This window comes from Actinocorallia aurea, assembly GCF_054783995.1.
In genome coordinates, this window is the sequence record NZ_BAAGPQ010000002.1 from 263,603 (window position 1) to 283,919 (window position 20,317).

Here is a 20,317-nt window from a genome sequence, read left to right on the forward strand (position 1 = left end):
CACTCATGATAGGGCAGCGGTTATCGATTCAACTAGAGTCGCACTGGCCGGGACGCCGGTCAAGACGCACGTCACAGACCCGTAACAACCCTGTCGTAAAGAGTTTAGCAGGTCTGCCGCGGATTGCCAGTCGGTCATCTTTCCACGAAACCCACTACATTACCGCGGGCCCCATCCCACCGCTCGGTAACTCCCTCAACACGCCCCGGCGTGTCGCCCGATCTCAGCAGTTCCAGCAGCCTTTCACAGGCCGTCCTCGGACCTTCGGCGACGACCTCGACCCTGCCGTCGCGCAGGTTGTTCGCCGAGCCGACCAGGCCGAGTTCCAGCGCTCGCGCCCGGGTCCACCAGCGGAAGCCCACACCCTGGACGTGCCCGCGGACCCACGCGGTCATGCGGACCGGCTCGCCGGCGCTCTCCCCCGCACTCATGTGGCCGCCTTCACACCGCGCGGACGCGGCTGGCACTTGGGGCAGCTGTAGGACGAGCGGTTCATGAAGACCTCCCGGCGGATCGGCGCGCCGCAGCGCGGGCACGGCTCGTCGCGGCGGCCGTAGGCGTTCAGGGAGCGCGCGAAGTACCCGCTCTCCCCGTTCACGTCGACGTACAGGCTGTCGAAGGACGTCCCGCCCGCCTCCAGCGCGGCCGCCATGACCTCCCTGACGGACGCCAGCAGCTCGGTCGCCTTGGGCCTGGTCAGCGTGGAGGTGAGCCGCTCCCCGTGCAGCCTGGCCAGCCAGAGGGCCTCGTCGGCGTAGATGTTGCCGACCCCGCTGATCAGGGACTGGTCGAGCAGCGCCCGTTTCACCCCGGTCTGCTTGCGTCTCAGGGCCTTGAAGAACGCCTCGTCGTCGAAGGCGTCCTCGAACGGGTCGGGCGCGATGTGCGCGATCACGTCCGGGACGGGGTCCGCGCCGCCGGCCGGGTCCGGCACGAGCGGGCAGACCATGAGATGCCCGAACGTCCGCTGGTCCACGAACCGCAGATCGGTCCCGTCGGGCGTCCCGGTGTCGGTGAAGGTGAAGCGGACCCTCAGGTGCTTCTGCGGGGCGGCCGAGGCCCTCCCGACGAGGAGCTGCCCGCTCATCCCGAGATGGGCGAGCACGGCGCCCTCACCGTAGGGCAGCCACAGGTACTTGCCGCGCCTCCTCGGCGCGCCGAGGGTGACCCCGGCAAGGCGGGCGGAGAACTCCGTCTCCCCCGGCAGGAACCTGCGGATCGCCCGCGGATGCAGCACCTCGACGGTCGAGACCGTCCGGCCCGCGACCCAGCTGCCCAGACCGCGCCGGACGACCTCGACCTCGGGCAGCTCAGGCATCGCCGCCCTTGCCGGCGGCGGCGTCCAGCCCGGCGCGGATCTCCGTCCAGGCGGCCTCGGCGGCCTTCTGCTCGGCGTCCTTCTTGCTGCGGCCCTCACCCATGCCGTAGGCCCTGCCGCCGACCCGCACCGAGGCGCGGAACGTCTTCTGGTGGTCGGGGCCGCTCTCGTCCACGTGGTACTCCGGGACGCCCAGGCCCTCGTCGGCGGTGAGCTCCTGCAGCGAGGTCTTCCAGTCCAGGCCCGCGCCGAGCTTCGACGAGCTGGCGATCAGGCCGTCGAACAGCCGGTGGACGAGCGCGGACGCCTCGTCCAGCCCCTGGTCGAGGTAGACGCAGCCGATCAGCGCCTCAAGGGTGTCGGCGAGGATCGAGGACTTGTCACGGCCTCCCGTGCCCTCCTCGCCCCTGCCGAGCCGGATGTGCGCGCCGAGGTCCAGGCCCCGGGCGACGCCCGCGAGCGCCTTCATGTTGACCACCGCGGCGCGCAGCTTGGCGAGCTGCCCCTCGGGCAGGTCCGGGTGGCCCCGGTACAGGGTGTCGGTGACGACGAGGCCGAGCACGGAGTCCCCGAGGAACTCCAGCCGCTCGTTGGTGGGCAGGCCGCCGTTCTCGTAGGCGTACGACCGGTGGGTCAGCGCCCGCTCCAGCAGGGCCGGATCGAGGCTGAGGGCGATCCGCTCCTCCAGCGCTGCGGTGGGGACGGTCATTCCAGCTTCCTCACATGACGAGGCCCGCGGGCCTGGCTGAGGGCGGAACCGTCGCATCGGAGGGCATCCAGGGGACGAGGTGCGCGCCGGCAGCATCCGGCGTGCACCACGGCCTCGGGTGGACTCGCGGTGACGTGGTGGCGCCCCTTATGACGAAAAACCGGGGGACGGAGCGCACGCGACAGCGTGCGGCACCGGCCCCCGGGGATAGGTCTCGCGGCAGCGACTAGGCCGTCTCGATGACCTGCCGCTTGTTGTAGGTGCCGCAGTTCGAGCAGGCCACGTGGGGCAGCTTCTGGTCACGGCACTGCGGGCACTCGACGAGCGCGATCCGCGGGGCCTTCCACTGCGAACGGCGGTGGCGGGTCGTGCTGCGGGACTTCTTCCGCTTCGGGACGGCCATTTGTCAGCCCTCCTGGCTTTCTTCTCGTGTTTCGGCAAGGCCCTGCAATGCCGCCCACCGGGGGTCGGCGACGTCGTGCGAGTGCTCGGGGCCGACATCGGCCAACCGCTCACCGCATTCCGCGCAGAGGCCGGGACAGTCGTCCTGGCACAGGGGGGACAGCGGAAGTGCGAGCACCACCGCGTCCCGGAGCACCGGCTCCAGATCGAGGAGATCCCCGTCCAGACGGAGTTCGTCTTCGTCGGCACCCGTTCCAGAGCGGGTGTCGTCGTAGACGAACAGTTCCTGGAAATCCACCTCCAGGGTGAAGGAGATGTCGTCCAGGCAGCGCGCGCACTCACCCTCGATGGGCAAGTACGCCGTGCCCGAGACGAGCACGCCCTCCATCACCGATTCGAGCCGAAGGTCGACCTCGATCTCGGCGTCCGTGGGAACGCCGACCATTTCGACGCCCAGACCCTCCGGTGCGGCAGGGGTGATCCGCTGTTCCTTCATCGATCCCGGGCGGCGGCCGAGCGTCCTCGTGTCGACGACGAGCGGCGCCTTGGGATCGAGGCTGGACAGGGCTCCCCCTTCAGGGCTCATCGAACGGCAGGGGCCGCTCGACGAACACGTGTGCACGGTTGGATCGCCACGTCAGGCATGGCCGAGAGAAAATACTACCGGGGTCCGGACCCTCACCCCAACTCGACCAGGGAGATCGGCCTCAGGAAGCGTCCTTGAGGCGCTCGATCAGCCTCTGGTGCACCAGCTCCGGAACGAGCCCTGAGGCGTCCCCGCCCCACCGCACGACCTCTTTCATGAGGCTGGACGACAGGAAGGCGTACTCGGGGCTGGTCGCCATGAACAGGGTCTCCACGCCGGACATCCTGTTGTTCATCTGGGCGATCTGGAGCTCGTAGTCGTAGTCGGTGACCGCGCGCAGGCCACGGACGATCACGGGGATGTCGTGCTGCTTGCAGTAGTCGACGGTCAGCCCCCGGAACGAGTCGACCTTGACGTTGCCGAGGTCGCGGGTGACCTCGCGGATCATGTCGAGCCGTTCCTCGACGGTGAAGAGGTTCTTCTTGGCCAGGTTGATCGAGACCATGACCACGACCTCGTCGTAGAGCCGGGAGGCACGGCTGACGATGTCCAGATGACCATTGGTCACCGGGTCGAAGGAGCCCGGACAGACGACTCGGCGCACGACCATCAAATCCTTTCGGTGCGGACGGCGCGAAGGTACCAAACGCCGGTTCGCCCGACTTGAGGCGGGGCGAGTGTCGGCCTGGGGGCGGGGCCGGTGTCAGCCCAGCGCGGCGGCGATGGCGGCCATGATCGGCCCCGCCGCGGTGGCCCCGTAGCCGGTCCCCTGGGTCATCACCGCGATCGCGTGCGGGCCGGAGACCTTGTATCCGACGAACCAGCGGTCGTTGTAGGCCGCGCCGTCGACGTCGGCGGTGCCGGTCTTGCCCGCGACGCCCTCGCCCTGGAGGTTCGTGGCCGTCCCTTCGCTCACCACCGCCGCCATCATCTGGCGCAGCTCCGCGGCCTGCGCGACGGTGACCGCCCTGCCGAGGACGACCGGGTCCGTCGTCTCCAGGGTCGAGTCCCGCAGCGTGATCCGGTCGACGAGGCGGGGCTCCATGACCACGCCGCCGTTCACCACGCCGGCCGCCACCAAAGCCATCTGGAGCACCGTGGCGACGTTCGCGCCCTGCCCGTACGACGCCAGGGCGGTCTGCGCGGCGTCGGTGTCGGGGAAGTCGCTGGCCACCGCGGTGAGTCCGGGCGCGTACTCGAAGCGCGTCCCGTAGCCGAAGGCCTCCGACTGCTCCCGCATCCCCGCGTTCCCGACCTCCTCGGCGCCGATCTCGGCGAAGGTGGTGTTGCAGGACTGGGCGAAGGCGTCGATGAGGGTCGTCCTCGCCTCGCCGCACGTTCCCGCGTCGTGGCTGTTGCCGATGGTCGTCGCCGTCCCGGGCAGCGTGTAGGACGAGCCCGCGGGGACGGTGCCGTCCTCGGCGATGCCGTGCGCGAGGGCCGCCGCGGCCGTCACGATCTTGAACGAGGAGCCGGGCGGGTACAGCTCGCGGGTCGCCTTGTTGAGCAGGGGGTTACCGGCCGCGCCTTCCAGCCGCTTGAGCGCGCTGGAGGCCGCGGACACGTCGCGGACGGAGACCGCCTCGGGATCGTAGGACGGGTACGACGCCATGACCTCGATCGCGCCCGTCTCGGCGTTGACGGCCACAGCGGCGGCCTGAAGGGAAGTGCTCGCCTCCAGCTGCCGGTAGGCGACGCGCTGCGCGCGGGGCACGATCGTGGTGTGCACGTCGGCGCCCTTGGGGAGCTTCCCGGTGATCCAGTCCACGAGGCCGCGCACGGAGACCCGGGTGTCGGTCCCGTCGAGGACGGAGTTCATGCCCTGCTCCAGGCCGGTCTGGCTGAAGGCGCCGAAGTAGCCGGTCACCGGGGAGAAGATCTCGCCGTCCTCGTAGTGGCGGTCGAACGTCTTGCCGTCCTCGTTGGGCGTCGAGTACGCGACCCGCACGTCCCCGGCGAGGATCGCGCCGCGGTTTCGCTCGTACTGGCGGTTGAACTGCCGGGCGTTGCGGCTGTCCTGGCGCAGCCCCTCGGACTGGAACGCCATGATCAGGGTGACGTTGACCATGATGGCGAAGATCATGGCGAGCGCGAGGACCGCGGTACGCCTGAGCTGGACGTTCACACCCGCCGACGCTAACCGGCACCGGGGAAAGCGAGGGGAAAGCGTGCCTACGCGGAGTCCTCGGAGTGATCCTCTGGTTGCTCGTCCCGCCCCGCCTGCTCGGCCTGCTCGGGGAGCTCGAACGACGCGTAGTGGAAGACGGCCTCCCCGTACTTCCTGTCCCGCTCGGGGAAGTACCCCTCGGGCCACTTCAGCGCCGGCCCCCTGCTCGCTCTCTCTACGGCGATGAGGGCCCCGTCGGCGAGCCACCCGTTGTCCCGCAGCGCTTCCAGGATCGCCAGTACGGTCTCGTCGGGGACGGCGTAGGGCGGGTCGGCGAACACGAAGTCGTAGGGCTCCTCCGGCGCGCTCTGCACCAGCCGCTCGACCTTGTCGGCGACGAGCCGCGCCCCGGGCAGCCCGAGCGTCTTGATGTTCTCCCGGATCACCTTCGCGGCCTTGGGATGCGCTTCCACGAGCAGCGCGTGCGAGGCGCCGCGGGACAGCGCCTCCAGCCCCACCGCCCCCGACCCCGCGAACAGATCCACCGCCCGGATTCCTTCGAGGGAGCCCAGCAGCGCCTGCACCGTGGAGAACAGCCCCTCCCGAGCCCGGTCACTCGTGGGCCGCGTGTCCCTGCCCTCGGGCGTCGCCAACCTCCGCCCACCGGCCACCCCGGCGATCACCCTGCTCATCCCCGAATCCTATGGCTCCGGGGCCGCCGCCCCTGGCGGGGCGGCGACGTCGAAGCGCCTCAGGCGAGGGCCCATCTCGCCTGGGTGCGGACTCCCGGGTCGGGGTCGCGGAGGGATTCGGTGAGGGCGGCGAGGACCTCGGGGTGGCGGGTGGCCCACTGTTCGAGGGAGCGGACGGCTTCGCGGCGGACGTCGACGACGGGGTCGCGCAGGGCCGTGGTGAGGGGGGCGGCGGCCGCCGCGGCGGGGGCCGCGGCGAGGGCGCGGGCGGTGCGCTTGCGGACCTGCCAGCCGGGATGGGTGAGGGAGCGGAGCACGGGCGGGACGAGGGGGCCGGGCAGGCCGAGGGTCTCGGCGGCGTCGAGGGCGGCCAGGCGGACCACGGGGTCGTGGTCGCCGAGGAGCTGGTCGACGCCGTCGGGGCTGCCGAGCCGGGCCAGCCCGTCGGCGACGGCGACACGGACGTCGCGGGAGGGGTCGTCGGCGGCTTCGCGGACCGCGGCGGCGTCGCGCAGCCAGGTGAGGACGAGGACGGCCTGGGCGCGGATCTGGGGTTCGCCGTCGGCCAGGCCCTGGGCGTACAGCGCGCGGTGGGCTTCGGCGAGGAGCCGCAGGTGGGCGCGGGCGGTGGCGCGGACGAGCGGGTCTCCTCCGCCGGAGGAGGCGAGCCGGAGCGCGGCGATGCCGTCCTCGCCGACGGGCGGGCGGAGGGTCGCGAGGGCGAGCGCCGCCGCGGCGCGGACCGTGGCGTCAGGGTCGGCGAGGGCCCAGGCGAGGGCGTCGCCGGCGCCGCTGGGCGCGATCTCACCGAGGAGTTCGACGGCGGCGCGGCGGACGCGCGGGTCGGGGTCGCGGAGGTGTTCTTCGAAGAGGGTCAGGTCGGACATGGGTGGCTCCTTCCGGGTCGTGCCGTGGACATGGGTCAGCGGCGGCGACACAGGCAGCTCGCCTGACGTCGCAGATCGACGTGCGGGCGGCCGACCAGAAGCGGTGAGCTCATGGGGCGATCGTCGCCCATAAAACCTTTAATGTCAACCTGTTTAGTAGGCAATTGCTCGTAGAGGCAGGATCCTCAGGCCCTTGACCAGGAGTTCAGGCCTTGTCGAGGTAGTCCGCGCGCTCGTCCGTCAGCAGCTCCGCGAGCGCCTCGGACAGCTCCGGATGCGCCGCGAGCCCGGGGTCGTCGGCCACCATCCGGGACGCCTCCTTGCGCGCGGCGGCGATCACCGGCTCGTCGTACTGGAGGGTGAGCAGCCGCAGCGCCGACCGGTTGCCGGACTGGGCGGCGCCGAGGATGTCGCCCTCCTTGCGCTGCTCCAGGTCGAGCCGGGACAGCTCGAACCCGTCGGTCGTCGAGGCGACGGCCTCCAGGCGGCGGCGCGCGGGGGCGTCCGCGGGCGCGTCGGTGACGAGCAGGCAGAGCCCCGGCAGCCCGCCTCGCCCCACCCGGCCGCGCAGCTGGTGCAGCTGGGAGACGCCGAAGCGGTCCGCGTCCATGATCATCATCAGGGTGGCGTTCGGCACGTCGACGCCGACCTCGACGACGGTCGTGGCCAGCAGCACGTCGGTCTCCCCGGTGGAGAACCGCCGCATGGCCGCCTCCTTGTCGTCCGGGTGCATCCGCCCGTGCAGGACGTCCACGCGCAGCCCCCTCAGCAGCTCGCCTTCCAGCATCGGCAGCAGCTCCATGACGGCCAGCGGAGGCCGCTCGCCGCCTTCCTGCTCGTCTCGCGGGGGCGCGTCGTCCTCGCCGATCCGGGGGCACACGATGTACGCCTGCCTGCCCTGCCCGGCCTCCTCGCGGATCCGCTCCCAGGCCCGGGCGAGGAAGGCGGGCTTCTCCGGGGGGACCACATGGGTGGCGATCGGAGAGCGCCCCGCCGGGAGCTGGGCGAGGACCGAGGTGTCGAGGTCGCCGAAGACCGTCATCGCGACGGTGCGCGGGATCGGGGTCGCCGTCATGACCAGGACGTGCGGCCTGCCTCCGGCCACCTTCTCGCGCAGCGCGTCGCGCTGCTCCACGCCGAACCTGTGCTGCTCGTCCACCACGATGAGGCCGAGGTCGGCGAACTGGACGTGCTCCTGGATGAGCGCGTGCGTGCCGACGACGATCCCCGCGCCTCCCGAGGCCGCTTCCAGGAGCGCCGCGCGCTTGACCTTGGCGCCTTGGGAGCCCGTCAGGAGCGCCACCCTTGTGGCGCCCTCCTCCCCGTCGAGCTGCCCTGCCCGTCCGAGTGGGCCGAGCAGCGCCTGGATCGAGCGGAAGTGCTGCTGGGCGAGGACCTCCGTGGGCGCGAGCAGCGCGGCCTGGCCGCCGCCGTCGACCACCTGGAGCATCGCGCGGAGCGCCACGACGGTCTTGCCCGCGCCGACGTCGCCCTGGAGCAGCCGGTGCATGGGGTGCTCGCGGGCGAGGTCCGCCGCGATCTCCGCGCCGACCTGGACCTGGCCCTCGGTCAGCGCGAACGGCAGCCGCGCGTCGAAGGCGGCGCGCAGGCCGTCGGCGCGGTCGGGGCGCGGGGTGGCGGGCAGGTCCGCGGCGGCGGCGCGGCGCTGCGCCAGCGCGAGCTGGACGTAGAACGCCTCGTCCCATTTGAGCCGCTTGCGCGCGGCCTTCAGCTCGTCGTCGTCCTTGGGCCGGTGGATGCCCTCCAGCGCGGCGCTCAGCGGCACGAGGCCGCGCCGGGCCAGCAGCTCGGGAGGCATCGGGTCGGGGAGGTCGAGGCCGGGCCCCAGGGCGTACTCGACGGCCTTCTTGACCTTCCAGGACGGCAGGTCCTTGGTGGCCGGGTAGAGCGGGATCGGCTTCGCCGCGTACTCCTCGACGGTCTCGGCCGTCGCCCTTCCCGGGATCACCTCGTAGTCGGGGTGGTTGAGCTGGACCTTGTTGCGGAACAGCCCGACCCTTCCGGCGATCATGGCCAGGACGCCCGGTTGGAGGTCGGCGCCCGCCTTGTGCACCCCGGTGCCGAAGAAGGTGAGCCCGATCCTGCGGCCCGTGGCGTCCTCGACGGTGACCTCGAGGAGCTGGAACGGGCGTTTGGTGATCTTGCGCTGGTGGGCGTCGACGACCCGCCCGACGACGGTCACGTCCTCCCCCTCGGTCAGGGAGGCGAGGTCGGTGAGCTCCCCGTGGCGCACGTACCTGCGCGGATAGTGCCGCAGCAGGTCGCCGACCGTCTCCATGTCCCACTTGCTCTTGAGGACCTTGGCCGTCTTGTCGCCGACGGTCTTCCTCAGGTCGTCTGCGAGAGTCACGCGGTCCATTACAGCCGATGGGGGTGACAGCCGCCGACACGCCGATCACAGGTCGGCTCCGCGCGGGCGGCGAGAAGGTAAAGATCAGTGGTAACGGCTTGCCCGAAAAGGTAAAACCGGACACGCTGGTAAGGTGTCTTAGATCACCCACAATGAAGTGGAGCATCACCATCATGGTCGCTTTGACCACCACCCCCACCATTCACCAGAGGCACCTCAGCCTACTGGACTCCCTCGCGGACAGGCTCTCCCCGCACGGCCTCCGGGCCCGGCTCGAGCAGCCCATCGGACGCCCGCCCGCCCTCCACGTCAGCAACCCCGCGGCCCCCGGCGTCGCCGAAGAGATCGTGCTCGAAGACGAGTCGCTCTGGTGGCCCTGGGGAGACCGGATCGCCGCGGCCGGCGACCTCGACGCCGCCGCCGCCAGCGTCTGCCGGGTGCTCGGCGTGGCGTCCTATTCGACCCCGAAGAGCACCGGATACAGGACCTGGCCGCCTTCGTAGGCCGTCATCTCCACATCGGGCCGTTGCGCCCGCAGCCTCACCTCGATCCCGGCGGCGAAACCCGCCGGGATCTTCGCGCCGGTGACCACCGTGACCAGTTCGCCGCCGCCCGACAGCATGCGGGCCAGCACCTGCCCCGCCACCTCGTCCATCGACGACCCGATCATCACCACGTCGCCCTCGATCAGGCCGAGCACGTCGCCCGCCCGGCAGACCCCGACGGACGTCATGGCCTCGCCGGACGCGATCTGGAGGCCGCCGAAGCGGGTCGCCAGCGCCGTTCCCGCCATCGCGATGACGTCGTCGCGGAAGTGCCGGAGCGGATCGTGCACGGCCAGCGCGGCGAGCCCCTGGACCGACGCCTTCGTCGGGATCACCGAGACGCGCACACCGCTCTCGCGGGCCCGCACCGCCGCGGCCTCCGCGAGCGCCAGGACCTCGGGCTCGTTGGGCAGGACCGCGACTTCGTCTCCCGCGCCGAGGACCGCCTGCACCAGCACGTCCAAGGGCGGCATCCCGCCTGAGGGGCGACGTACGACGACGGCCCCCGCCTCCTCGAAGAGCGCGGCCAGTCCGTCCGCGGCGGTCACCGCCACCACTCCCCGGCCCGTGCAGGGCGCCTTCGGACGGCTCGAACCGCCCAGATAGGTGACGCGGATCCTTCGGGTGCGTCCCGCCGTCAGGCCCGCCTCGATGGCGGCGCCCGCGTCGTCGGCGTGGACGTGGACGTTCCACAGGCCGTCGCCCCCGACGACGACCAGGGAGTCGCCCAGGTCGTCGAGGGCCTTGCGCAGCGCGGGGATGCGGGAGTCCTCCGCGTCGAGGAGGTACATCACCTCGTATCCGGCGCCTTCGGCGGGTCGGTGACCCTGCTCGGGGACCGCCACGGCGGGCTCCCTGCGCGCGGGCACCTCGTACCGCTCGGGGTACTCCTCGGTGACGACCGCGGCCAGGGCGTCCAGGACGACGCACAGGCCCGCCGCCCCCGCGTCCACGACGCCCTGCTCGGCGAGGACGGGCAGCGCGTCGGGGGTCGCGCTCAAGGCCGCGCGGGCGCCCCGCACCGCCGCCGCCAGCGTCTCGGCGAGCCCGGTGCCGGTCGGGAGGGGCGGCGGGTGGCCGCGCGCGGCAGCGGCGGCGGCGTCGAGCACGGTGAGGATGGTGCCTTCGGCGGGCCGCGACACCGAGGCGCGGGCCAGCCGCGAGGCGTGCGCGAGGCCGTCGGCGAGGTCGGGGCCGGTCGCCGGGGGGCGCGGGCCGAGCGTGTCGGCGAGGCCGCACAGCACCTGGCTCACGATCACCCCGGAGTTGCCCCGCGCTCCGACGAGCGCGCCCCTGCCGAGCGTCCGCCAGACCTCCTCCAGCGGCGCGCCGGGCGGCAGCGCCTCGACGGCCTCGGCGCCGGCGAGCAGGGTCAGGTGGAGATTCGTCCCGGTGTCCCGGTCGGGGACGGGGAAGACATTGAGCGCGTCGATCCCGGTGCGCGCGCCGCCGAGCGCGTCGGCCGCCAGGCGCGCCCAGCGGCGGACCGCGGACCCGTCGAGGGCGTCGGGCACGAGACCCCTTTCCCGAGCAGGCACAGGGCGCCGCCGACGCAGCGCATCTCCGGAAAAGCCTATGCTGAAGGGAGTATCGGGGCATTCCGGACGCGCGAGGGTGCGAAGATCCGGCGTCGATTCGCCTACCACCTGGGGTTCGGCTACCCTGGTCCGAGCGTCCCCCTGCGCGGGGACCTTTTCCATGTAGCGCCCCGGCCGCAGATCGCCCGGGGTGCCCGAATTTCTCGACTGTTTGGAGTTACCGTGGCTGCCAACTGCGAAGTGTGCGGCAAGGGCCCCGGCTTCGGTATGAGCGTGTCCCACTCGCACCGTCGCACCCCGCGCCGCTGGAACCCCAACATCCAGCGCATCCGCGCCGTGGTCGCGGGCACGACCAAGCGCCTGAACGTCTGCACCTCCTGCCTCAAGGCCGGCAAGGTCCAGCGTCCGCTGGCCCGCTAGTACGCGAAGCCTTCCGAAAGACCCGGTGAGCTCCACACCCACCGGGTCTTTTCGCGTTCCCACCGCACGCGCGAGAGCCGGAACCGACCGCCCCGGCCACCCTGAAGATCGGACATCCCACCACGACGGCGTCCCCCGCCGCGTCGGCGGCCGCGAAGCGTGACCGCGTGGGGGCCACCCGAGCATCACGGGGCTTTCCGCCGCGCCGAGGCACGCCGACCGGGACTCGGCGGACGGCGGGTCAGGGGTGGCGGAGGTTCCAGGCGTGGTCCACGGGGCCTATGCCCGCGCCGAGGGGGAAGCCGGCGCGGATGGCGCCGGAGATGTAGGTCTTGCTCGCGGCGACGGCTTCGGGGACCGAGCGGCCGAGGGCCAGGTACGAGGCGATCGCGGAAGCGAGGGTGCAGCCTGTGCCGTGGGTGTGGCGGTTGTCGTAGCGCTCGTCGGAGAACAGGTGCGTCTCCTCCCCGTTGTACAGCAGGTCCACCGGACGGGTAGGCAGGTGGCCGCCCTTGATGAGCACCCACTCCGGCCCGAACTCCTTGACGGCTTCGGCGGCCCGCGCGAGGTCGTCCTCGGACTCGACCTTGACGCCCGTGAGCAGCTCGACCTCCCACAGGTTGGGCGTGACGACCGTCGCGATCGGCAGCAGGACCGAGCGCACCGCGTCGACGGCGTCCGCGGCGAGAAGGGCGTCGCCATGCTTGCTGACGCCGACGGGATCGACCACGAGCGGGGCGTCGTACCCGCCGAGGCGCTCGGCGACGGTCTCCACCAGGACGGTCGAGGCGAGCATCCCCGTCTTCACCGCCTGGGTCCCGATGTCGGACAGCACCGATTCGAGCTGGGCCGCGACCGCCTCCGGGGGCAGCTCCCAGTAGCCCTGGACGCCCAGGGAGTTCTGGGCGGTCACCGCGCAGATCACGCTCATGCCGTGGACGCCGAGGGCGAGCATCGTCTTCAGGTCGGCCTGGATGCCGGCGCCGCCTCCCGAGTCGGAGCCGGCGACGGTCAGGACACGGGGCGGAGCGGTAACCATGCGAGCAGCCTAGTAGAGGGCGCCCGAATCGCCGGAGCTCAGCGGCATTTGAGGTTGTTGATCCGGCAGCTCGTGGGGTTCGACCAGGCGCCCTCGCCGGTCACCTTGACCCGCAGGGTGCCGCCCGCAGGGATAGGCGACGTGCCGACCAGGACGGTGGTGCCGCCGTTCGCGGCGACCGTCTGCACGGTGGCGCCTTCGGCTCCCCGCACGACCGCGTTGGCGATGCGGAACCTCAGCTTCCATCCGCCGACCGCCTTGTCGCCGGTGTTGCGGAGGGTCACCACGGCGGTGAAGCCGCTGCCGGGGGCCTTCTGCAGCCGGAAGTTCGCGCTCAGGGCCGGCGGGACCGTCGAGCGCTCGGTCTCGGTCTCGGGGCTCGCGGTCGGGACCGCGGTGCCCACGGCGGGCATTTCCGCCTTCTGGGGCTCGCAGCCCGCGCACGCGGCCGATTCGTTGCGTTCGGAGCCGGGGCTCGCGAAATCCAGGGGGATCTCCTGTGTGAGGAACGCTGCCGTGATGACGCCGAGGGCAGCGACCCCGGCGAGCGTCGGCATCAGGGGGGTCCGTCCGATCCAGGCCATCCGTACCTTCTTGGCAGGGGAGGGCACCGGGGGCTCGTCCGTGGTCACCGGCCGGTCCCAGAACTTGGTGTGTCGTCCCATCCCATCCTCTTCGTTCTTGGGATGTATACCAAAAGCCCACCAAGCGCGCCTACCGGATGGGCAACGCGACCTCGACCAAGCGTCTTCTTTTTACAGAACTCTCAGATTCGCGAAATACCGCTCACGCACCGAAATGGTCCCAGCCGCCCCGGGTGTACTCCCGGCCGTCGACGCCGACCTCGCCCGGCCGCCCTTCCGCGACCTCCCCGATCACCCGCCATTCCGCAGGTAGTTCGACCCCAGGTGGGAACGTTCCCGCGAAGGCGTGGTCGTCGCCGCCGGTGAGGGCCGCCTCCAGGGAGACGCCGGGGTCGAGCGGCATCCGCGCCGAGTCGAGCGCGATCCGGACGGCGCCGGCCCGCGCGATGTGCCCGAGGTCCTGGACGAGGCCGTCCGAGATGTCGACGAGCGAGGTCGCGCCGAGCACGCGTGCCTCCCCGCCGGCGGTGTACGGCGGCTCCGGCCGGCGATGGGCTTCCACGAACGGCCCTGAGGCCGCCGAGGAGGCCTCCAATGCCGCGAGCCCCATCGCGGCCCACCCGATGCGTCCGCGAACCGCCACGACGTCTCCAGGGCGCGCGCCGGACCGGGTCAGCGGCGCCGCGCCGCCCAGATCGCCGAGCGCGGTCACCGCAATGGTGATCGCGGGGGTGCGCACGGTGTCGCCGCCGATGATCGAGGCGCCGAGGAGCGCGCACTCGTCGCGCAGGCCCTCGCTGAGGCCGTCGGCCCAGGCCACGTCGAGCCCGGAGGGGGCGCCGAACCCGACGAGCAGCGCCGTCGGAAGCGCGCCCATGGCGACGACGTCGGCGAGGTTCTGCGCCGCGGCCTTGCGCCCCACGTCGTAGGCCGACGACCAGTCCAGCCGGAAGTGCCTGTCCTGGACGAGCATGTCGGCGGTCGCCACCACCCGGCCGTCCGGGACGCGCAGCACCGCGGCGTCGTCTCCCGGGCCGAGTTCCACCAGGGGTCCCTGCGGATAACGCGCGGTCACCCTGCGGATCAAGCCGAACTCGCCCATCTCACCGATCTCTATGACGACCCTCCCTCACAGCTTCTGGCCATGACCAAGGTACGGTGAACCCCCGGACGCTCTTTCTCCCACCCCACAGCCGGGGAGACGCGATGGTGCAGGCGTACATCCTCATCCAGACCGAGGTCGGCAGGGCCGCCGAGGTGGCCCGGAAGATCTCGGTGCTCGAAGGCGCCGTCGAAGCAGACGACGTGACCGGCCCCTATGACGTGATCGTCAAGGCGGAGGCGCCGAACATGGACGACCTGGGCAAGCTCGTGGTCGCACGCATCCAGGGGGTACCCGGGATAACCCGGACGCTCACCTGTCCTATCGTGCACCTATGACCCCGCCCAGAACCCCGGCCCTGCTCTGCTGCGCCCTCGGAACGGCGCTGCTCGTCTCGGGGTGCTCCGGCGGCCCCGTGCAGGTCCCGGTCCCGACGCCCGACGCGGGCGCCGCGGCGGCCTGCGAGAAGCTGTCCTACCCGGAGAAGGTGGACGGCAAGGAGCGCAGGGACACCGATCCCGCGTCCCCGTACGTCGCGGCGTGGGGCAGCCCGGCGATCGCGGTGCGCTGCGGGGTGGCCCGCCCGGCGGACCCGGACTCCGGGCTCATCGAGCGGGTGGTGACCGTCGACGGGCTCGACTGGCTGCCCGCCGAAGGCGACAGGCCGTCCACGTGGACGCTGGTCGCCCGCACCGCTTACATCGAGGTCACGATCCCGCAGGAGTACACGCCCGCCGGAAGCCCCCCGGGCGAGCTGCTCACCGAGTTCACGTCCACGCTGAGCGCCCTGCCCAAGAAGCCAGAAGGCGAGTACTAGCCTGCGCGAGCCCGCCTCAGGCGGGCATCAACAGCGGGCCTGTCACGTGGAACCGCTCGACGCCGCGTTTGGTGAGGTTGACGCGCAGGTCTATCCAGCCGTCCAGGGCGGTACAGCCGTCGCCGAAGTGCAGGTCGCCCGCCGAGAGCTTCGCGCCGCGCACGTGCACCGGCAGGACGATGCGGGAGCCTGCGGTGAGGCGGGCGTCGGCGCAGGAGCCGACGATCTGGCCCGCGAGCGCCGCCGAGCGCAGCGCCCTGGCGGCGACGGGCTGGTAGTCGGCCAGGCCGGGCCGCACCCGGCCCAGGAGCGGCCCGTCCGGCTCGACCTCGACGGGCAGGGCGTCGTCTCCGGGGGCGCAGCCGAGCACCCCGGGATGGGCGCCGAGGGCGGGGCCGCCGTCGGCCCTGCCGATGCCGAGGACGTCCACCACGATGACGTCGCCGGGCTCCGCGCCGACGACGGCGATCGGCCCGCACAGCAGGGCCTCGCGGGCGCCCCAGAAGCCGCGGCACTCCATCCGCACCGACCCGCCCGAGATCACCTCGGCCACGGCGGGGATCTCGGGGTGCCAGCGGGTGTGCCCGGGGACGGTCTGGGCGCCGTACGACAGGAGCGGCACGAAGCCCCCTTCACACTGAACGAAGAAACATCTAGCCAAGGTGATAGTGCACCGTTGCGCTGTTTCGGACCCGTTTCCCTACTTTTACAGCACGGTAAGGGTCGTCTCACTCTCCGTGTCCAGCCGGGCACCCGCCCTAGGAGGGCTCCGAGCAACGCGGAAGACACCGCGGTCCGTCTGGACGGGCATGCGACGCACCCTCCCCCTGGCCGCTCTCCTCCTCGTGCCGGGCCTCGCCCTCGCCGCCTCCGCGGTAACCGCCCCTCCCCCGCCCGACGCCCCCGTGGAGATGCCCGAGATCGCCCTCGTCTCCTACTCGGGGTGCGACGACCTCCTCACCTCCCTCCGCAAGACCGCGGTCACCCGGGTCGACGCCTACGGCGGCCTGTCTGACGACTTCTATCGGCTCGACAGCTCCATGATCAGGCGGGGCGGCCTACCCACGCTCATGTCCGGCGGGGTCATCGTGGAGGAGGACGCCCTCTCGGCCGAGGTCGGCGCCGCGAAAGCCTCCGCCCCGACGCCTTCGGCGTACTCCACGACCAACGTGCACGTCGCCGGGGTGGACGAGCCGGACGAGGTCAAGACCGACGGATCCCGAGTCCTCCTCGTCGCCGGCGGCGCACTGCGCGTCCTCGACGCCGGGACGGGGGCGACCGCCGCCGAGATCGACCTCCCCGAGGGCTTCGGCAGAGGGTCCCGGCTGTTCCTGCACGGCGACACCGTTCTTGTCCTCGGCACCGCGATGGACCCGAGGATCGCCTACGACTACTACGACGACGCCTACTTCGACCTTCACGCCGTCCAGATCGACCTCAAGACCCGACAGATCGTCTCCGAGCTGAAGGTTCCCGGGAACCTCGTGGACGCCCGGATGGTCGGGTCGAGCGCCCGCCTCGTCGTCAACGCCGAACCGCGCCTCGACCTCCCCCGCCCGACGAGGCGGCAGATGCGGCACTGGGACGAGGCCGAGTCCCGGCTGCTCGACCGCAACCGCGAGCTGGCCGCGCAAGCGCCTCTGGAAGCGTTCCAGCCGTCCTACACCGTCACCGGGGCAGGCGGCTCCCCCGCGGAGTACCGGGTCCCGTGCGAACGGATCAGCCATCCCGCCGAAGCCGAGGGCCTGTCCATGACGACGATCATGGCATTCGACCTCGCCCGCCCACTCGGCGAGACGAAGGCCTCCACGGTCGTCGGCGGCAGCGGAGAGACCGTCTACGGCACCGCCGACAGCCTGTACGTCACGGAGACCACCAACAGAGACGCCTTCTACGACTGGGAGCCGTCGAAGCTGACGCGTCCGGTGTCTTCCGAGGCCCCCAGCACCCGCGTCCACCGCTTCGCCTTCGACGGGCAGGAGCCGCGCTACACGGGCTCGGGAGAGGTTCCGGGCCTGCTGCTCAACCAGTACTCGCTGTCCGAGCACGAAGGGAACCTCCGCGTCGCCGTCACCGACGCGTCGCAGGAGGAGAGCAGCGTCCACATCCTGTCCACGCAAGGCGCCGAGTTGAGCGAACTCGGCGCGCTCGGCGGGCTGGGGAAGGACGAGCGCATCTACTCGGTGCGCTTCATCGGGGACCGGGGCTACGTCGTCACCTTCCGGCAGGTCGACCCGCTCTACACGCTCGACCTCTCCGACCCGGCCGCACCGCGCGCCCTCGGCGAGCTGAAGATCACCGGCTACTCCGCCTACCTGCACCCGACGGCCGAAGGGCGGCTCCTCGGCATAGGCCGGGAGGCGGACCGCGAAGGCAGGTCCCAAGGGTTCCAGGCGTCCTTGTTCGACGTCTCCGGCGACGAGCCCGCCCGCCTGTCCCGGCTCCACCTGGAGGACACGTACATGGCCGCCGTCGAGTACGACGCCCACGCGTTCCTGTACTGGCCGCAGACAGGCCTGACGGTCCTGCCCGCCGACGACAAGGCCCTAGTCCTGTCAGTCACGCCGGAGAAGATCACCCGGCTGGGCGAGATCGCCCATCCCAGGAGGTACCAGCAGATCAGCCGCGCGCTCTACATCGACGGGTCCCTGTGGACCTTCTCGAACGCGGGCTTCCGGATCTCCGACGCCGCCACCCTGAAGTCCCGGGCGTGGGTCGTCCTGCCCGAGAACTGAGCGCAGGCCGCCCGGATGCCCTCAGGCGTCCGGGCGGGCCGCCGGGCCTCAGCGCAGGCCGAGCGGGCGGGCGAGCGCCGTCTGGATGAGCCGGTCGACCAGTGCGGAGTACTCCAGGCCGGTCGCCGCCCACATCTGCGGGAACGCCGAGGTCGGGGTGAACCCGGGCATGGTGTTGATCTCGTTGAGGACGAGTTCGTGCTCGGGCGTGACGAAGAAGTCCACCCGCGCGAGCCCCTCGCAGCCGAGCGCGTCGAACGCGCGGACGGCGGTGGCGCGCAGCCGCTCGACGACCTCGGCGGGCATCGTCGCGGGGATCTCCAGCCGCGAGGTGCCGTCGAGGTACTTGGTCTCGAAGTCGTAGAAGTCGTGCTCGCCGATCATGACGATCTCGGCCGGGAGGCTCGCCTCGTTGGGGCCGTCGCCCACGCCTTCGAGGACGCCGCACTCGACCTCGACGCCCTCGACCGCCGACTCGATGATCAGCTTCGGGTCGTGCTCGCGCGCGGCCTCGATCGCCGGGACGAGGTCCTCGGCGCGGCTCACCTTGGAGATGCCCATGCTGGACCCGGCGCGGGCGGGCTTGACGAACACGGGCCAGCCGAGCTGCTTCACCTCGTCCAGCTTGCGGTCGCGCTCCAGCCGCCACTCGCGGTCGGTGATGATCACGTACGGGCCGACCGGCAGGCCCTGGGCCTGCCAGACGAGCTTCATGAACGCCTTGTCCATGCCGACGGCGCTGGCCAGCACGCCCGCGCCCACGTAGCGCAGGTTCGCCAGCTCCAGCATCCCCTGGATGGTGCCGTCCTCGCCGTAGGGCCCGTGCAGGAGGGGCAGGACCACGTCCACCTTGCCCAGCGCCCGCGGGATCTCGTGGGGCTCGATGGTGACGAGGCCGGAGGCGTCCGGGTCGAAGGGCAGCGCGAGCGCTGGGCCCTGCCCGGAGACCTCGGGCAGCGCGCCGTCGCTGATCGCCAGCCGCTCGTCGCGGGCGAGGACCCAGCGTCCGTCGCGGGCGATGCCGATGGGCAGCACCTCGTAACGGTCGGGATCGATGGCGGCCATGACGCTGCCCGCGGTGACGCAGGAGATGGCGTGCTCTGAGCTTCGGCCGCCGAACACCACGGCGACTGTGATCTTTTCCGGCATGATGGTTCCGACTCTATCGCCCTCGGCGGCCTGTCAGCCGGGCACGGCCTCCTCGCTGAGACACCCGGCCCCGGACGTCGCACCTCCAGAGTGGGCGACGGCGGCCAGCGTGTCGAGGGCCTCGACCGCGTCCCGGATCAGATCCTCGGCGTCCTCCAGGCCGATGGAGAACCTGACGGCGGCCGGTGCCACCCCGCCTCCGGCGAGCAGCGCGTCGTCGCGGCCGGTCAGCGCGGTGGTTCCGACGTGCGCGACGGTGGTGCGGGTGCCGCCGAAGGAGGTCGCGGGACGGGCCAGGCGCAGCGCGTCGCACAGGGCGATCCCGGCCTCCCGGCCGCCGTGCGGGGTCACGGTGACCAGCGCGCCGAAGCGGGTGCCCTCGGGGCCGCGGTCGAACATGCGGCGCGCCAGGGCGTGCCCGGGATGTCCGGGCAGCCCCGGATATGCCACGGATGCGACCGCGGGATGCCGGGCCAGCGCGGCGGCGAACCGGGAGGCGGTGTCGCACTGCCGGCGCACCCGCAGCGGCAGCGTCTCCAGGCCCCGGCGCAGCAGGAACGCCTCGTCCGGGCCGAGCACCGCGCCGGTGGCGACCCGGACGCGCCGCAGTTCGGCCACCAGTTCCGCGCGTCCCGCCACGGCCCCTCCCACGGCGTCGCCGTGCCCGCCGAGGTACTTGGTCGCCGAGTGGACGACGAGGTCCGCGCCATGCTCCAGCGGACGGCACAGGACCGGGGTGGCGGCCGTGGAGTCCACCGCGAACAGCGCGCCGTGCCCGCGGGCGACCGCGGCGAGCGCGGGCAGGTCGGCGACCTCCATCGCGGGCGTGGACAGCGCCTCGGCCCACACCAGCCGGGTCGCCGGGCGCAGTGCCGCCCTGACCCGCTCGGGATCGGTGAAGTCGACGAAGTCGGCGGTCACCCCGAACCGGGACATCAGCCCGGCGAGCACCTCGTACACGCCCCCGTACAGCGCGCGCGGGGCCACGACATGGCTTCCGGACCGGGTGAAGGCGAGCAGCACGGCGCTGACGGCGGCCATCCCGGAGGCGAAGGCCTGGGCCCCGACGCCCGCGGTGGCCGCCCCTTCGAGGGCGGCCACCGCATCGGCGAACGCGTCGCTGGTGGGGTTGTCGATGCGGCCGTAGAGGTAGCCGCCGCCGTCGTGGACGAGATCGGCGTGCTCGGCCGCGCCGGAGAAGGCGAAGGCGCTCGTGCGGTAGACGGGAAGCCCTACCGGCCGCTGGGCGGGCACGGGCGGCTCGGGAAGCTGGACGGCCCGGGTGTTCTCGCCCCGGGGCCGCTCAGTCATCGACT

General features: G+C 72.0%; 23 protein-coding genes. 5 read left to right on the top strand and 18 right to left on the bottom strand.

The window, feature by feature from the left end; all coding sequences use genetic code 11:
- Nucleotides 1-134: 134 nt before the first annotated feature.
- The 11 genes from ACYVOM_RS01425 to recG all read right to left on the bottom strand — a co-directional run bounded on the left by ACYVOM_RS01425 (nucleotide 135) and on the right by recG (nucleotide 9,081).
- Nucleotides 135-431 (bottom strand): acylphosphatase, encoded by a 297-nt coding sequence (locus ACYVOM_RS01425; protein ID WP_460301337.1) that lies wholly within the window; start codon nucleotides 429-431, stop codon nucleotides 135-137.
- Complete coding sequence (gene mutM, locus ACYVOM_RS01430; RefSeq protein ID WP_460301338.1) at nucleotides 428-1,318, bottom strand: bifunctional DNA-formamidopyrimidine glycosylase/DNA-(apurinic or apyrimidinic site) lyase; 891 nt, start codon at nucleotides 1,316-1,318, stop codon at nucleotides 428-430. The genes ACYVOM_RS01425 and mutM overlap by 4 nt, the downstream gene beginning before the upstream one ends.
- The gene (gene rnc / locus ACYVOM_RS01435; RefSeq protein ID WP_460301339.1) at nucleotides 1,311-2,027 is read right to left on the bottom strand and encodes a ribonuclease III; all 717 of its coding nucleotides are present in this window, start codon (nucleotides 2,025-2,027) and stop codon (nucleotides 1,311-1,313) included. The genes mutM and rnc overlap by 8 nt, the downstream gene beginning before the upstream one ends.
- 226 nt (nucleotides 2,028-2,253) lie before the next feature.
- Nucleotides 2,254-2,430, bottom strand: a complete 177-nt coding sequence (gene rpmF / locus ACYVOM_RS01440) for a 50S ribosomal protein L32 (protein ID WP_460301340.1) — start codon at nucleotides 2,428-2,430, stop codon at nucleotides 2,254-2,256.
- Between the two features lie 3 nt (nucleotides 2,431-2,433).
- The gene (locus ACYVOM_RS01445) at nucleotides 2,434-3,015 is read right to left on the bottom strand and encodes a YceD family protein (RefSeq protein WP_460301341.1); all 582 of its coding nucleotides are present in this window, start codon (nucleotides 3,013-3,015) and stop codon (nucleotides 2,434-2,436) included.
- 121 nt (nucleotides 3,016-3,136) lie between these two features.
- Nucleotides 3,137-3,619: a pantetheine-phosphate adenylyltransferase gene (gene coaD / locus ACYVOM_RS01450; protein ID WP_460301342.1), complete on the bottom strand. Its 483-nt coding sequence runs from the start codon at nucleotides 3,617-3,619 to the stop codon at nucleotides 3,137-3,139.
- 99 nt (nucleotides 3,620-3,718) lie between these two features.
- Nucleotides 3,719-5,140, bottom strand: coding sequence for a penicillin-binding transpeptidase domain-containing protein (locus ACYVOM_RS01455; protein WP_460301343.1), 1,422 nt, complete (start codon nucleotides 5,138-5,140; stop codon nucleotides 3,719-3,721).
- Between the two features lie 47 nt (nucleotides 5,141-5,187).
- Nucleotides 5,188-5,814, bottom strand: coding sequence for a 16S rRNA (guanine(966)-N(2))-methyltransferase RsmD (rsmD, locus tag ACYVOM_RS01460; RefSeq protein ID WP_460301344.1), 627 nt, complete (start codon nucleotides 5,812-5,814; stop codon nucleotides 5,188-5,190).
- Nucleotides 5,815-5,873: 59 nt separating this feature from the next.
- Nucleotides 5,874-6,701, bottom strand: coding sequence for a HEAT repeat domain-containing protein (locus ACYVOM_RS01465; protein WP_460301345.1), 828 nt, complete (start codon nucleotides 6,699-6,701; stop codon nucleotides 5,874-5,876).
- A gap of 35 nt (nucleotides 6,702-6,736) precedes the next feature.
- Entirely contained in the window at nucleotides 6,737-6,832 is a 96-nt protein-coding gene (locus ACYVOM_RS01470; protein ID WP_460301346.1) for a putative leader peptide, read from the bottom strand.
- Nucleotides 6,833-6,906: 74 nt separating this feature from the next.
- On the bottom strand, nucleotides 6,907-9,081 hold the full coding sequence (gene recG, locus ACYVOM_RS01475; protein ID WP_460301347.1) for an ATP-dependent DNA helicase RecG: 2,175 nt from the start codon (nucleotides 9,079-9,081) through the stop codon (nucleotides 6,907-6,909).
- A 164-nt stretch (nucleotides 9,082-9,245) separates the two neighbouring features.
- On the opposite strand from recG, the gene ACYVOM_RS01480 reads away from it, so the two are divergent.
- The gene (locus ACYVOM_RS01480; RefSeq protein ID WP_460301348.1) at nucleotides 9,246-9,575 is read left to right on the top strand and encodes a hypothetical protein; all 330 of its coding nucleotides are present in this window, start codon (nucleotides 9,246-9,248) and stop codon (nucleotides 9,573-9,575) included.
- Here the strand turns inward: ACYVOM_RS01480 and ACYVOM_RS01485 are convergent.
- A complete protein-coding gene (locus ACYVOM_RS01485) occupies nucleotides 9,527-11,131 on the bottom strand; it encodes a DAK2 domain-containing protein (protein WP_460301349.1) in 1,605 nt (534 codons plus the stop codon). The two genes, ACYVOM_RS01480 and ACYVOM_RS01485, sit on opposite strands and share 49 nt — an antisense overlap.
- A gap of 246 nt (nucleotides 11,132-11,377) precedes the next feature.
- Between ACYVOM_RS01485 and rpmB the strand changes: the two genes are divergently transcribed.
- Nucleotides 11,378-11,575 carry a 50S ribosomal protein L28 gene (rpmB, locus tag ACYVOM_RS01490; protein ID WP_460301350.1) on the top strand — a complete coding sequence of 66 codons (198 nt, stop codon included), beginning with the start codon at nucleotides 11,378-11,380 and terminating at the stop codon, nucleotides 11,573-11,575.
- A gap of 241 nt (nucleotides 11,576-11,816) precedes the next feature.
- Here the strand turns inward: rpmB and thiD are convergent, their stop codons facing one another.
- From thiD to ACYVOM_RS01505, 3 genes are all read right to left on the bottom strand, one after another.
- Nucleotides 11,817-12,614, bottom strand: a complete 798-nt coding sequence (gene thiD / locus ACYVOM_RS01495) for a bifunctional hydroxymethylpyrimidine kinase/phosphomethylpyrimidine kinase (RefSeq protein WP_460301351.1) — start codon at nucleotides 12,612-12,614, stop codon at nucleotides 11,817-11,819.
- 38 nt (nucleotides 12,615-12,652) lie between these two features.
- Complete coding sequence (locus tag ACYVOM_RS01500) at nucleotides 12,653-13,279, bottom strand: cellulose binding domain-containing protein (protein WP_460301352.1); 627 nt, start codon at nucleotides 13,277-13,279, stop codon at nucleotides 12,653-12,655.
- A 121-nt stretch (nucleotides 13,280-13,400) separates the two neighbouring features.
- On the bottom strand, nucleotides 13,401-14,300 hold the full coding sequence (locus ACYVOM_RS01505) for a thiamine-phosphate kinase (RefSeq protein ID WP_460301353.1): 900 nt from the start codon (nucleotides 14,298-14,300) through the stop codon (nucleotides 13,401-13,403).
- A 104-nt stretch (nucleotides 14,301-14,404) separates the two neighbouring features.
- Between ACYVOM_RS01505 and ACYVOM_RS01510 the strand changes: the two genes are divergently transcribed.
- Complete coding sequence (locus tag ACYVOM_RS01510; protein ID WP_460301354.1) at nucleotides 14,405-14,638, top strand: Lrp/AsnC family transcriptional regulator; 234 nt, start codon at nucleotides 14,405-14,407, stop codon at nucleotides 14,636-14,638.
- The gene (locus ACYVOM_RS01515) at nucleotides 14,635-15,117 is read left to right on the top strand and encodes a DUF3515 domain-containing protein (RefSeq protein WP_460301355.1); all 483 of its coding nucleotides are present in this window, start codon (nucleotides 14,635-14,637) and stop codon (nucleotides 15,115-15,117) included. Before ACYVOM_RS01510 ends, ACYVOM_RS01515 begins: the two co-directional genes overlap by 4 nt.
- Before the next feature lie 16 nt (nucleotides 15,118-15,133).
- On the opposite strand, the gene ACYVOM_RS01520 is transcribed toward ACYVOM_RS01515, so the two are convergent.
- Nucleotides 15,134-15,739 (bottom strand): acetamidase/formamidase family protein, encoded by a 606-nt coding sequence (locus ACYVOM_RS01520; RefSeq protein ID WP_319812724.1) that lies wholly within the window; start codon nucleotides 15,737-15,739, stop codon nucleotides 15,134-15,136.
- 187 nt (nucleotides 15,740-15,926) lie between these two features.
- Here ACYVOM_RS01520 and ACYVOM_RS01525 point away from each other — a divergent pair, with 187 nt between their 5' ends.
- Nucleotides 15,927-17,852, top strand: coding sequence for a beta-propeller domain-containing protein (locus ACYVOM_RS01525; RefSeq protein WP_460301356.1), 1,926 nt, complete (start codon nucleotides 15,927-15,929; stop codon nucleotides 17,850-17,852).
- 48 nt (nucleotides 17,853-17,900) lie between these two features.
- On the opposite strand, the gene ACYVOM_RS01530 is transcribed toward ACYVOM_RS01525, so the two are convergent.
- Together ACYVOM_RS01530 and ACYVOM_RS01535 are read right to left on the bottom strand one after the other, a co-directional pair.
- The gene (locus ACYVOM_RS01530; RefSeq protein WP_460301357.1) at nucleotides 17,901-19,001 is read right to left on the bottom strand and encodes a D-alanine--D-alanine ligase family protein; all 1,101 of its coding nucleotides are present in this window, start codon (nucleotides 18,999-19,001) and stop codon (nucleotides 17,901-17,903) included.
- A 33-nt stretch (nucleotides 19,002-19,034) separates the two neighbouring features.
- Nucleotides 19,035-20,312, bottom strand: a complete 1,278-nt coding sequence (locus ACYVOM_RS01535; protein WP_460301358.1) for a trans-sulfuration enzyme family protein — start codon at nucleotides 20,310-20,312, stop codon at nucleotides 19,035-19,037.
- Nucleotides 20,313-20,317 lie beyond the last annotated feature (5 nt).

Coding starts and splice junctions, on each gene's coding strand:
- rsmD (WP_460301344.1), bottom strand. CDS start 5,814: ATGAGCAGGGTGATCGCCGGGGTGGCCGGTGGGCGGAGGTTGGCGACG.
- ACYVOM_RS01530 (WP_460301357.1), bottom strand. CDS start 19,001: ATGCCGGAAAAGATCACAGTCGCCGTGGTGTTCGGCGGCCGAAGCTCA.
- ACYVOM_RS01505 (WP_460301353.1), bottom strand. CDS start 14,300: ATGGGCGAGTTCGGCTTGATCCGCAGGGTGACCGCGCGTTATCCGCAG.
- rpmF (WP_460301340.1), bottom strand. CDS start 2,430: ATGGCCGTCCCGAAGCGGAAGAAGTCCCGCAGCACGACCCGCCACCGC.
- ACYVOM_RS01465 (WP_460301345.1), bottom strand. CDS start 6,701: ATGTCCGACCTGACCCTCTTCGAAGAACACCTCCGCGACCCCGACCCG.
- ACYVOM_RS01480 (WP_460301348.1), top strand. CDS start 9,246: ATGGTCGCTTTGACCACCACCCCCACCATTCACCAGAGGCACCTCAGC.
- mutM (WP_460301338.1), bottom strand. CDS start 1,318: ATGCCTGAGCTGCCCGAGGTCGAGGTCGTCCGGCGCGGTCTGGGCAGC.
- ACYVOM_RS01510 (WP_460301354.1), top strand. CDS start 14,405: ATGGTGCAGGCGTACATCCTCATCCAGACCGAGGTCGGCAGGGCCGCC.
- ACYVOM_RS01425 (WP_460301337.1), bottom strand. CDS start 431: ATGAGTGCGGGGGAGAGCGCCGGCGAGCCGGTCCGCATGACCGCGTGG.
- ACYVOM_RS01470 (WP_460301346.1), bottom strand. CDS start 6,832: ATGGGCGACGATCGCCCCATGAGCTCACCGCTTCTGGTCGGCCGCCCG.
- recG (WP_460301347.1), bottom strand. CDS start 9,081: ATGGACCGCGTGACTCTCGCAGACGACCTGAGGAAGACCGTCGGCGAC.
- ACYVOM_RS01515 (WP_460301355.1), top strand. CDS start 14,635: ATGACCCCGCCCAGAACCCCGGCCCTGCTCTGCTGCGCCCTCGGAACG.
- ACYVOM_RS01535 (WP_460301358.1), bottom strand. CDS start 20,312: ATGACTGAGCGGCCCCGGGGCGAGAACACCCGGGCCGTCCAGCTTCCC.
- thiD (WP_460301351.1), bottom strand. CDS start 12,614: ATGGTTACCGCTCCGCCCCGTGTCCTGACCGTCGCCGGCTCCGACTCG.
- ACYVOM_RS01500 (WP_460301352.1), bottom strand. CDS start 13,279: ATGGGACGACACACCAAGTTCTGGGACCGGCCGGTGACCACGGACGAG.
- rnc (WP_460301339.1), bottom strand. CDS start 2,027: ATGACCGTCCCCACCGCAGCGCTGGAGGAGCGGATCGCCCTCAGCCTC.
- ACYVOM_RS01445 (WP_460301341.1), bottom strand. CDS start 3,015: ATGAGCCCTGAAGGGGGAGCCCTGTCCAGCCTCGATCCCAAGGCGCCG.
- ACYVOM_RS01525 (WP_460301356.1), top strand. CDS start 15,927: ATGCGACGCACCCTCCCCCTGGCCGCTCTCCTCCTCGTGCCGGGCCTC.